This is a genomic window from Roseateles sp., from assembly GCF_965262435.1.
In the GTDB taxonomy this organism is placed as follows: domain Bacteria; phylum Pseudomonadota; class Gammaproteobacteria; order Burkholderiales; family Burkholderiaceae_C; genus Paucibacter_A.
In genome coordinates, this window is sequence record NZ_OZ253537.1 from 3,597,210 (window position 1) to 3,608,698 (window position 11,489).

Sequence of the window (11,489 nt, forward strand, 5' to 3'; positions counted from 1 at the left end):
GTTCTTCTGCCCATTCTTGTTTGACACTTCTCATGCCAGGTCTGGCGGAGCTGTTCCCATGAGCGTACAAACCTTGCGCCGCATCGTCATTGCGGGCGGCGGCACGGCGGGTTGGATGAGCGCTGCGGCGCTGTCCACGCTGCTGCCGGCGGACTGCCAGATTCATCTGGTCGAATCGGAGGAGATCGGCAGCATCGGCGTCGGCGAAGCCACCATCCCGAATATCAAGAATTTCAATGCCGCCCTGGGTATCGACGAGAACGAGTTCATCCGCGCCACGCAAGGCACCTTCAAGCTCGGCATCGAATTCGTCAACTGGGGGTCTTTGGGCGAGCGCTACATCCATGGCTTCGGCAGCTTCGGCCAGGACTTCGGTCGGGTCGGCTTCTACCAGCAGTGGCTGCGCCTGCGCCGCGAAGGCCTGGTGAGCGAGCTGGGCGACTACTCGATCAACACCGCGGCGCCGCGCCAGGCCAAGTTCATGCGCGCCCGGCCCGAAATGGCCGGCTCGCCCTTGGCGGACATTGCCAGCGCCTATCAGTTTGACGCCGCGCTCTATGCCCGCTTCCTGCGTCGCCTGGCCGAGCAGCGCGGCGTTGTCCGAACCGAGGGGAGGGTGGTCGAGGTGCAGCGTGCCGGCGAGCAGGGCCATCTCAGCGCCTTGCTGCTGGACAGCGGGGAACGGATCGAAGGCGACTTCTTCCTCGACTGCACCGGCATGCGGGCCCTGCTGATGGCCCAGACCTTGAAGGTCGGCTATGAGCATTGGTCGCATTGGCTGCCATGTGACCGGGCGGTCGCCGTGCCCAGTGAATCGGCCGGGCCGCTGCTGCCCATGACCCGGGCCACGGCGCACGATGCCGGCTGGCAGTGGCGCATTCCGCTGCAGCATCGCATTGGCAACGGCCATGTCTACGCCAGCGCCTTCACCACCGACGCGAAGGCGCAGGACTTGCTACTGCGCCATCTCGACGGCAAGCCTTTGGCCGAGCCTAGGCTGATCCATTTCCAGCCGGGCCGGCGTGAGCAGGCCTGGCACCTGAACTGCGTGGCGATTGGCCTGTCCGGCGGCTTTCTGGAACCCCTGGAGTCGACCAGCATCCACCTGATCCAGACGGCGCTGGCGCGCCTGATCAGCCTGTTCCCGCACCGCGGTTTCGATGCGGCCGACCGGGCCGAGTACAACCGCCAGACCCAGTTCGAATACGAGCGCATCCGCGACTTCATCATCCTGCACTACAAGGCCACGGCGCGGGACGATTCTCCGTTCTGGGACCACTGCCGCCAGATGGAAGTGCCGGCCACGCTGCAGCACAAGATGGACCTCTATCGCAGCAACGGCCGCATCGTCCGCGAGGGCGATGAGCTGTTTGCCGAACTCAGCTGGCTGCAGGTCATGAACGGCCAAGGCATACGGCCGCAGGGCTACCACCCGCTGGCCGAGCAAACGCCCAAGGCCGAGGCCCTGGAGCTGATGGCGCATGTGAAGCAGGTGATCGCCCGCTGCGTGCAGGCCATGCCCACCCAGGCCGCCTATATCGCCGAACATTGTCAGGCCGCCAGGCCAGGGAGCAGCGTATGAGATGGATGTTGGCAGTCCTGGCCATGGTGGGCTTGCTGGCCTGCAATGTGAGTGCAGCGGCCGGGGCCGGCCCTAGCCCCAGCCCCAGCTTCCACATCGCCAGCTACAACCTGCGCCTGAATCTGGCCTCTGACGGCCCTAACGCTTGGCCCAAGCGTGCCGAGGCCGTCAAGGCCTTGATCCGCTACCATGAGTTCGATGTCTTCGGCACCCAGGAAGGCCTGCCCGAGCAGATCGACGAGCTGGCCCGCATGGACGAGTTTGCACATGTCGGTGTGGGCCGCGACGACGGCAAGCGAGCCGGCGAGCACTCGGCCATCTTCTTTCGCAAAGCCCGCTTCGAGGCGCTGAGCCAGGGCGACTTCTGGCTCAGCCAGACACCTGAAGTGCCGTCCAAGGGCTGGGATGCGCGCTGCTGCAACCGTCTGGCCAGCTGGGTACAGCTGCGCGACCGCGAAAGCCAGCGCCGCTTCTATGTTTTCTCGGTGCACTTCGACCACGAGGGCGAGGTGGCGCGCAAGGAGTCGGCCCAGCTGTTGCTGCGCAAGGTCAAGGAGGTCGCGGGCACGGCCCCGGTGTTCTGCCTCGGCGACTTCAACTCCACGCCGGAGACCGAGCAGATCCAGCGCATGCAGGCCGCGCTGCGCGACGCCTACCTCGTCAGCCAGAGCCCGCCCTACGGCCCGGTGGGCACCTTCAATGCTTTCAAGATCGATGCCGAGATGAAGGCACGCATCGACTACGTCTTTGTCAGCGCCGGCATCACGGTGCTCAAGTACGGCGTGCTCAGCGACTCGCTGTCCGGCCGCTTCCCTTCCGATCACCACCCGCTGCTGCTGCGCGTGCGGCTGGATTGAACCTCCTCCTTTTCTGCCTGATTGCTTTTCATGACCTTCAACATTCTTCGCCATCGCCTCGCCCCTTGCGCGCTTTTGTGGGCGGCATGGGCCAGCATCGGGGCAGCCCAGGCGGCCGACACCGCATCGTCCTGGCAGACCCGTGCCGACCGCACGCGTTTGCTCGCCCGTGAGCCCGACAGCCATTTCAAAGCGGGGCAAAAGGCCTTGCCCCTGCACATCGAAGTCGATGCCGGCCAGCGCTTCCAGACCATGGAGGGTTTTGGCGCCGCCATCAGCGATGCCTCGGCCTGGCTGATCCAGCAGCGCATGAGCGTGCCGCAGCGCCGCGCTTTGTTGGCCGAGCTGTTTGGCCGGGGCCCGGCCGGCATCGGTTTCGACCTCAGCCGGCTGACCATAGGCGGCTCGGACTTTTCGCGCAGCCACTACAGCTACCTCGACCTGCCTCCTGGCCAGACCGATATGAGCTTGGCGGGCTTCTCCATCGAGCCCAATCGCGCCGATGTGCTGCCGGTGGTCAAGGCGGCGCTGGCCGTCAACCCGCAGTTGCAGTTGATGGCCTCGCCCTGGAGCGCTCCGGGCTGGATGAAACAGACCGACAGCCTGATCAAGGGCCGCCTGAAACCCGAGATGTACGGCGTGTTCTCCGAATACCTGGTCCGTTATGTCGACGCTTTTGCGGCCGAAGGCGTGCCCATTTTTGCGCTGACGATTCAGAATGAGCCGCACCACGAGCCGGACGACTACCCCGGCATGCGTGTGGACCCGGCCGAGCGTGCGGCCTTGGTCGGCCAGCATCTGGGGCCCTTGCTGGCTCAGCGTGGCATGAAGACCCAGCTGATCGAATGGGACCACAACTGGGATGAAGTCAAATCGCCGCTGGCCGTGCTGGCCGATCCTGTGGCGCGGCGCTATGTGTCGGGCGTGGGCTGGCATTGCTATGCCGGCGATGTGCAGGCCCAGACCGTGGTCCATGAGGCTCACCCCGACAAAGACACCTGGTTCACCGAATGCTCGGGCGGGGAGTGGGCGCCCGAGTGGCACAAGACCCTGCCCTGGATGATGAAGAATCTGGTCATCGGCAGCACCCGCGGCTGGGCCAAGGGCGTGCTGATGTGGAACCTGGCCCTCGATGAAAACTACGGGCCCCATCTGGGCGGCTGCAAGGACTGCCGTGGCGTGGTCACCATCAATTCCAAGACCGGCGCCGTCACCCGCAATATCGAGTATTACGCCTTGGGCCATGCCAGCAAGTTCGTGCGGCGCGGCGCCCAGCGCATCGCCTCGCCGGCCAAGGTTGGCGGTATGGACACGGTGGCGTTTCGCAATGCCGATGACGGCTCGATCGCCCTGATCGTCAGCAATGGCGAGGCACAAAGCCGCCGCTTCACGGTTGGCAGCGGCGCGCGCCGATTTGCCTACACCCTGCCCAAGCACAGCGTGGTCACCTTCACCTGGGCGGGCCAGCCATGAACTGGCGCGCGGCCACGCTGCTGGCTTGCTTGGCCGGACTGAGCAGTGCGGTCCAGGCCGAAGTTCGGCTGCATGGGCTGTTCGGCGAACACATGGTCTTGCAGCGCGAGGCGCCGATTCCCGTCTGGGGTTGGGCCGAGCCCGGTGAAACCGTGCGGCTGCAGTTTCGCGGCCAAAGCCAGACCGCGCAGGCCGATGCTGAGGGCAGGTGGCGCGTGCGCCTCAAGCCCGAGGCGGCCGGCGGGCCGCACACCCTGAGGGTCAGCGGCAGCCGCAGCGCCAAGGCCTTGGTGCTGGGCGATGTGCTGGTGGGCGAGGTCTGGCTGTGCTCGGGTCAGTCCAACATGGAATGGGCCTTGCGTGATTCGCTGAACGGCCCGGCCGAGGCTGCCGCCGCGCGCGACGATGGCATACGCCACATCAAGGTCGCTCACCGCGCCGCCCTGCAGCCGCAGGACGACATCGCCTCCGCGGCCTGGCAGCCCGCCACTGCGGCCCATGCGGCCGAGTTCAGCGCCGTGGCTTACCACTTTGCCAAGCGCCTGCGCCGTGAACTGGGCGTTCCGGTGGGGCTGCTCAATGTGTCCTGGGGCGGCACTCAGATCGAAGCCTGGATGAGCCCCGCGGCCTTGAAGTCCTTGGCCGATATTGCGCCGCTGCTGGAAGCGCCTCTGCCCAGCTCCGAGCGTGACTTCGTGGCCCAGCAAGAGGCCCGCATGCTGAGCCGGGTGAAGGCATGGCAGGGCAGTGGTCCGGCCGGTGCAGCGGAGGCTGAAAGCTGGGCCAATCCGGACCTGGATGACAGGACTTGGTCGAGTCTGCAAGCCCCCGGCATCTGGGAAACCCAGGGTCTGAAGAACCTGGACGGCAAGCTCTGGTATCGCAAGACCCTGCAGCTGACTCCGGCCCAGGCTGCGGCGCCCGAAGCTGTGCTGCATCTCGCCCAGGTGGACGACTGCGACGAGGCCTTTGTCAACGGCCAGCCCGTGGGCGCCCAGTGTGGCTGGGACCGGCCGCGCCGCTACCTTCTGCCCTCAGGCCTCCTGCGCGCCGGCGCCAATGTGATTGCCGTGCGTGTCAGCGACCAAGGCATGGGCGGCGGTATCCACGGCACGCCCGAGCAGCTGCGCCTGCATTTGGGAGTGCAAGAGGGTGCGCAAGTGGGCGCGCAAGACCTGACCCTGGCCGGCTCCTGGCAGGCCCGGGTCGAATCCTTGCTCGACAAAACCGAGCCCGGTCCGAACGAGCTGCCTTCGCTTTTGTTCAATGGCATGCTGCACCCGGTGCAGGGCTTTGGCCTGCGAGGCATGCTCTGGTACCAAGGTGAAAGCAATGTGGCACGCGCGGCGCAGTACGAGCGCTTGCTTCCCGCCTTCATCAGCGACCTGCGCGCCCGCTGGGGGCAGGGCGACTTCCCCTTCCATCTGGTCCAGATCGCGGCGGAGAACCCGGCGGCGCTCAACACGCTGACCGGCAGCGCCTGGGCCGAGTTGCGTGAGGCGCAAACCCGAGCCCTGCGCCTGCCGCGCACCGGCTTGGTGGTGACCAGCGATGTCGCCGATGACGGCAATCTCCACCCACGCAACAAGCAGGTGGTCGGTGAGCGCCTGGCAGGCCTGGCCTTGCAGCAGAGCGACAAGAAGAAAACCTGGCAAGCGCAAGGTCCGGTTTACCGCAGCATGAAGCGGCGCGGCCGCGAGATCGAGTTGCGCTTTGATCATGCGGGGACGGGCTTGTCGAGCACGGGCGCTGCGCTGCAGGGCTTCACCATCGCCGACGCCTCGGGCCGGTTTCTGCCTGCCCAGGCCAGAATCGTCGGGCAAACGGTGCGCGTGCATCACGATGCAATCCAACACCCGGTGGCTGTCCGCTTTGGCTGGGTGGACAACCCGCAGCACAACAACTTGTTCAACCGTGCGGGTTTGCCGGCGGTGCCCTTCCGCACCGACCGGTGGCCGCGTCTGACGGAGCAGGCTCGCTATGCCTTTTGATTCGATGTGCTCGGCATCCCGCACCATGTTTCGCGCCCTGGCGTTCAGCTCCTGGGTCCTGGCATTTCCGCTCGGGCTCGGGGCGCTGACGCCCGCCGAGGCGGCCCAGGCCGTCGCGACCCCAGCCAAGGCGGCGATGCAGCCGGTGCCGATTCCACTGAGCGCTCTGGTGCCCCAACCCCAATCGCTGACGCTTCAGGTGGAGCAAGCGCCGTTCGTCCTGAGTGCCCAGGTGTTGGTGCAAAGCTCCGAAGTCTTCAGTGGTCCTGCCCGCAGCTTGGCTCAAAGCTTGGGTTTGCCGCGGCTGCCAGCGGGGGCGGCTCTGGCGACGGGCGCAAGACGCATCCGCTTCGAACAGCTGAGCCAGGACAGCAAAGTGAGCGGTGCTTACCGCCTGAAAATTGGCAGCGATGAAATTCTCATCCAGGCCGCAGAAGCGAGCGGCGCGTTTTACGCCACGCAGACGCTGCTGCAGCTCTTGCCTCAAGAGGCCAAGCGGACGCTCAGCGAAGGCCGTTTCGAGCTGCCGGCCGCAGACATCAGCGACGCCCCGCGCTTTGAGTGGCGCGGCATCATGCTGGACGTGGCGCGCCACTTTCATGATGTGAAGCGCGTCAAAGGCGTCATTGATCAGATGGCCCTCTACAAACTCAACCGCCTGCATCTGCACCTCAGTGACGACCAGGGCTGGCGTTTGGCCATCAAGGCCTACCCGAAGCTGAGCACAGTGGGTGGGCGCGGCGATCATTCGCGCCCCGATGCGCCGGCGCAGTTCTGCAGCGCCGAAGACATCCGCAGCATCGTCAGCTACGCCGCCGAGCGCTATATCGAGGTGGTTCCCGAGATCGACATGCCCGGCCACAGCGGCGCGGCGGCGCGTGCCTACCCGGAGTATTTCGACGGTCTTGTGACCTTCAATCCCGCCAAGCCCGAGACCTACCGTTTCATCGACACCGTGCTGGGCGAGCTGGCCGCGCTCTTCCCGGGGCGCTACATCCACTTTGGCGGCGATGAAGTCTGGGTGGAGAAGACCCGTTGGGCGCAGATGCCCGAGGTCGTGGCCATGGCGCAAGACCTGACCCCTGCCGGTCAAGCGCCGCAGATGAAGTATGTCGAGGCTGAGTTCGCGCGCCGCATGGTGCAGCTGATCCAAAAGCACCAGCGGGTGCCGATCGCTTGGGATGAGGTGATCGCCGCCGGCTTGCGTGAGGGCATGGTCGTGCAGTGGTGGCGCATGGAACACCCGGAAGCGGTGCTGACCGCGCTGAACCAAGGCCAGTCGGTGATTCTGTCGCCTTCGGACCGCATGTATCTGGACTACGCCGCCGGCCTGGGTGAACCAGGCGCACCTTGGGAAGGCAATACCGGCGGGCCAGTGTCGGTCGAGAAGATCGTGGCATGGGAGCCCATGCCTCAAGGCCTGGGCGAGGCGCAGCGGCAGCGGGTCCTGGGCATCGAGGCTCCGCTGTGGACCGAGAACGTGCGCAGCGAAGCGTATCTGCAGTTCATGCTCTACCCGCGTCTGGCGGCCGTGGCCGAGGTGGCCTGGCGCCAGCAGGCCAGATCGGAGCCCAAAGCCTTTGTGAAACGTCTGGCGCCGCATATCGCGCGCTGGAAGGCCCAGGGCCTCAATGTGCGGGGCGGCCTAGCAGACGCCCACCAGTACCGCCTGCACTGAGCGGCGCCCCTGAGCACACCCCACTGCTGGATACGCTGCAGCACGTAGGCCGCCTCCACACGAGGGCCAAGCGGCTGCGCAAGGGGGCCGCTGTTGAGACTGGATTGCTTGCATGCCAGGGCGCGAGTGAAAGCTCGGAGACTCAGGCTTGGCGCATTTCAGCGTGCGCTGTCGAACAGACCCGCAACAGTGTGGCGCACAGGCTGGGTACTTGATAGCACCCAGGAAGCCCACATGACACGCAAGATGCTCGCCGCGCAGGTCGAACAGTTCGGCCAGCCGCTGGTCTTCAAGGAGCTCGAGGTGCCCACGCCCGGCCCCGGGCAGATTCTGGTCAAGACAGAGGCCTGCGGCGTATGCCACACCGACCTGCATGCGCGCAACGGCGATTGGCCGTTGAAGCCGCCATTGCCCTTCACACCGGGGCACGAGGGCATCGGCATCGTCACCGCGCTCGGCGCTGGCGTGAGGGCGGTGAAGGAGGGCGACCGCGTCGGCGTGCCCTGGCTCTACTCGGCTTGCGGGCACTGCGAGTTTTGCCTGGCCGCGCAGGAGCCGGTCTGCGCCGATGCGCAGTTTGGCGGCTACACGCGCAACGGCGGCTTTGCCGAATACATCCTCGCCGACCCCAACTATGTCGCCCACATCCCGGCCGGTCTGTCTGCGGTCGAGGCCGCGCCGCTGATCTGCGCCGGCATCACCTCGTACAAAGGCTTGAAGGAGACCCAGGCGCGGCCCGGGCAGTGGGTGGTGATCTCGGGCATCGGCGGGCTGGGCCATCTGGGGGTGCAATACGCCAAGGCCATGGGCCTGCATGTGTGCGCGGTGGACATCGACGATGCCAAGCTGGCGCATGCCACGCGCCTGGGTGCCGATGCGGCCGTGAATGCCAAACAGGCGGACGCCGTGGCCGCGGTCGTCCAGGCTACGGGTGGCGGCGCGCAGGGCGTCCTGATCACCGCACCCTCGCTGCCCGCCTTCGAGCAAGGTGTGCGCATGACGCGCAAACATGGCTGCTGCGTGCTGGTCGGCATCCCGCCCGGCGAGTTCCCGACGCCGCTGTTCGAGGTGGTGGCCAAGTGCATCACGATCCGGGGCTCCTTCGTCGGCAACCGGCGCGATATGGCTGAGGCCTTGGCCTTCGCTGCCGATGGCAAGGTCAAGGCCGACATCGAGTTGCAGCCGCTGTCAGCGATCAACCAGGTCTTCGAGCGCCTGGCCAAGGGCGAAGTGCCGTCGCGCGTGGTGATCGATTTTTCACCACGTTGAAACCCGGGTTCAGTGCTTCGCTTGCGACCGTGATCTCGCGTTTCCTGTACAAGCAAGGCCAGCCCTGGCGAATGCCAGCCAGGTTCGCAATCTCTGCGCCCGCTTCGACCCGGTAACGGAACCATTCCAAGGCAGGCACGGAAGCACGGAAAGGTCTTGCAATGAGTGGATCTCTTTGGCCTCTCAGTTTCCTCAATGTCGCCAAGGCTCTGGCGTCTCCACAGCTAGGGCTTCGCAGGCTTGAGCTGCCGCTGCGACGCCGAGTACCGTCCAGTCGCGCGCGCTCGAAGGTCGTTGCCGTCCTGTTTTCAACCCTGTGTTTGACCACCATCGCCATGCCCAGCCACGCCACCGAAGAGCCCGAGTACCAAGTCCTGCGCGAAGTGGCGGGCATCGAGCTGCGCCAGTACGCCGCCTACGCGGTGGCCGAGGTCGTGGTGCCCGGCCCGGCGGACGAGGCCGGTAGCCAGGCCTTCCCCATCCTGGCCGGCTATATCTTTGGCAAGAACAAGGGCGAGCGGAAGTTCGCCATGACGGCGCCCGTGACGCAGGCCGCCGTGCCCATGAAGTTGGAGATGACGGCGCCGGTCACTCAGAGCGCCGCACCTGGCGGTTTCCTGGTGCAGTTTGTTTTGCCCAAAGGCGTGACGGCCGCCAACGCGCCGGAACCGCTGGATGCGCGTGTCCAGCTTCGCGAGGTGCTGCCCGAGCAGGTCGCCGTGATTCGCTACTCGGGTTTCTGGTCGGCCTCGAACGACGGTGAGCATCTCGCGAAGCTGGAGGCGGCGCTGCGCGCGGCCGACCTGGCATGGCAGGGCGCGCCGGTGTACTCACGCTACAACGCGCCTTTCACGCCTTGGTTCATGCGTCGCAATGAGATCTGGTTGCGCTTGCTCGTGCCGAAATGACTGGCGGTCTGCTCGCCCAAGAGTGCTTGGGGGGCCTTGAGCGATGGCGCCTGTGCTGGCGTTGTGCATTCGGTGCGGCAACGAACGGTGCTGGAGCGCACGGGGGCCCAGACTGCATCATGAATCCCGTCCACGCATCTTCAAGACCCCGCCTCTCGACGCAGCGCGGCGCGGTGGAAACCCCATCACCCAAGTTTGGCGTCCTGAGGCGTGTGCTGGGTCAACTTGCGCCGCAGCTGGGGCGGACGTCGACGCCACCTTCCGCAGGTCCGGCGTCGGACGAGACCGCGATGCATTCGCCATGCCTTTGAGCCCCTGCCTGCCTGAACCCGTTTCATCTACAAGCTTGTCTCAACGGAGTCTGCACCATGACCTACCAGGGTGAACGTTCCCGACCGATGGCCAGTGAGAACGGCCGCTACTTTGAGGTGTCCAAGCTCCGTATGGGCGCCGATGGGCAGGTCAGCGAAGTGCTCTGGTGTGAGGTGAGCATGGGCTCAGACCATGCGCTCGGCACCCGCGTCGTGGCCGCTGCTTCCGAGGTCGTGGACGCCATGCATGACGGCGCCCAAGTCGCCGCAGTGTTCAGTTCCCAGGAACGCTGCCCGGCGCGCAGCTTCACGATCGTCGAACAGGCCGATGGCCGGGAGTGCCTCGCCTTCGACGGTGCGCCCTCAGCGGGTCGGAACCTGGCTGACATTGAAACCTTGGAGGGCTGAGTTGCCATGATTGCTTTTCAGGTCAGTGATATGACATGCGGTCGTTGTGCTGGTGCGGTGACGAAGGCGCTCAAGGAGGTCGACCACGGCGCGCTGGTCCGGGTGGATCTGGCCACCTTCACGGTCGAGATCGAACCCAGCAGCGCGACGGCCCGCCAGCTCAGCGACGCGATCAAGCGAGCAGGGTATTCGCCGGTCGCAGCATGACCGTCGCAATTGCTAGTCCCAAGATTCGACGGGCCAGCCTATGAACACGCTGAAGCGGGCGCTGTGAAGGCCAGACCTGGGCGAGGCCATGCCGAGCAGCACCGCGGTGATCGCATCGCTTGGTTGCGTGCGGCGGTGCTTGGCGCCAACGATGGCATTGTGTCGACGGCCAGCTTGGTGCTGGGCGTGGCCAGCGCAGGTGCGGAGCACAGGACCATTCTGTTGACCAGTGTCTCCGGCCTGATCGCCGGCGCCATGTCGATGGCGGCAGGCGAGTTCGTGTCCGTGCACTCGCAGGAAGACACGGAAAAGGCTGACCTTGCGCGGGAGCGTGAGGAGCTGAAGCAGGATCCGGTGGGTGAGCATCATGAACTGGCGGCCATCTATGTGGCACGGGGCCTGGACGTGGCGCTGGCCGAGCAGGTGGCGGCCCAGTTGATGGCCCACGATGCGCTGGATGCCCACACCCGTGACGAGTTGGGGCTCTCAAGCACGACCGCTGCGCGCCCGATGCAAGCGGCCTGGGCTTCGGCGGCCAGCTTCTCGGTCGGCGCGGTCTTGCCGATTGCTGTCGTCGCCGTGGCTTCACCGGCGCAGCTGATTCCCTGGGTGTCGCTGGCTTCCTTGGCCTTCTTGGCCGGGCTTGGGGCCGCCTCGGCTCGGCTCGGTGGCGCGCCCCTGTGGAGCGGTACCTGGCGTGTCGCATTCTGGGGGTCGCTTGCGATGGCGATCACCGCAGGCGCGGGCATCCTGTTTGGTGCGGTGGCCTGAGGCTCCGGCCATCGAGGTTTGCTTCACTTTGCAT

General features: G+C 65.9%; 10 protein-coding genes. All 10 read left to right on the top strand.

The features are described 5' to 3' along the window. Positions 1-58: 58 nt before the first annotated feature. The 10 genes from ACQY39_RS15520 (at position 59) to ACQY39_RS15565 (ending at position 11,455) form a co-directional block, all read left to right on the top strand. Positions 59-1,582, top strand: a complete 1,524-nt coding sequence (locus ACQY39_RS15520; protein ID WP_428507699.1) for a tryptophan halogenase family protein — start codon at positions 59-61, stop codon at positions 1,580-1,582. Next, positions 1,579-2,439 (top strand): endonuclease/exonuclease/phosphatase family protein, encoded by an 861-nt coding sequence (locus ACQY39_RS15525; protein ID WP_428507701.1) that lies wholly within the window; start codon positions 1,579-1,581, stop codon positions 2,437-2,439. Before ACQY39_RS15520 ends, ACQY39_RS15525 begins: the two co-directional genes overlap by 4 nt. A gap of 30 nt (positions 2,440-2,469) precedes the next feature. Further along, complete coding sequence (locus ACQY39_RS15530; protein ID WP_428507703.1) at positions 2,470-3,912, top strand: glycoside hydrolase family 30 protein; 1,443 nt, start codon at positions 2,470-2,472, stop codon at positions 3,910-3,912. After that, positions 3,909-5,903 (top strand): sialate O-acetylesterase, encoded by a 1,995-nt coding sequence (locus tag ACQY39_RS15535; protein ID WP_428507706.1) that lies wholly within the window; start codon positions 3,909-3,911, stop codon positions 5,901-5,903. Before ACQY39_RS15530 ends, ACQY39_RS15535 begins: the two co-directional genes overlap by 4 nt. 25 nt (positions 5,904-5,928) lie before the next feature. Next, a complete protein-coding gene (locus tag ACQY39_RS15540) occupies positions 5,929-7,581 on the top strand; it encodes a beta-N-acetylhexosaminidase (protein WP_428507708.1) in 1,653 nt (550 codons plus the stop codon). 234 nt (positions 7,582-7,815) lie between these two features. Further along, positions 7,816-8,850 (top strand): zinc-dependent alcohol dehydrogenase, encoded by a 1,035-nt coding sequence (locus ACQY39_RS15545; protein ID WP_428507710.1) that lies wholly within the window; start codon positions 7,816-7,818, stop codon positions 8,848-8,850. A 335-nt stretch (positions 8,851-9,185) separates the two neighbouring features. Beyond that, positions 9,186-9,758, top strand: coding sequence for an SOUL family heme-binding protein (locus tag ACQY39_RS15550; protein WP_428507712.1), 573 nt, complete (start codon positions 9,186-9,188; stop codon positions 9,756-9,758). A 368-nt stretch (positions 9,759-10,126) separates the two neighbouring features. Next, positions 10,127-10,477 carry a hypothetical protein gene (locus ACQY39_RS15555; RefSeq protein WP_428507714.1) on the top strand — a complete coding sequence of 117 codons (351 nt, stop codon included), beginning with the start codon at positions 10,127-10,129 and terminating at the stop codon, positions 10,475-10,477. Between the two features lie 6 nt (positions 10,478-10,483). Beyond that, the gene (locus ACQY39_RS15560; protein ID WP_263517220.1) at positions 10,484-10,684 is read left to right on the top strand and encodes a heavy-metal-associated domain-containing protein; all 201 of its coding nucleotides are present in this window, start codon (positions 10,484-10,486) and stop codon (positions 10,682-10,684) included. A gap of 63 nt (positions 10,685-10,747) precedes the next feature. Continuing rightward, positions 10,748-11,455, top strand: coding sequence for a VIT1/CCC1 transporter family protein (locus tag ACQY39_RS15565; protein WP_428507716.1), 708 nt, complete (start codon positions 10,748-10,750; stop codon positions 11,453-11,455). Positions 11,456-11,489: the final 34 nt, after the last annotated feature.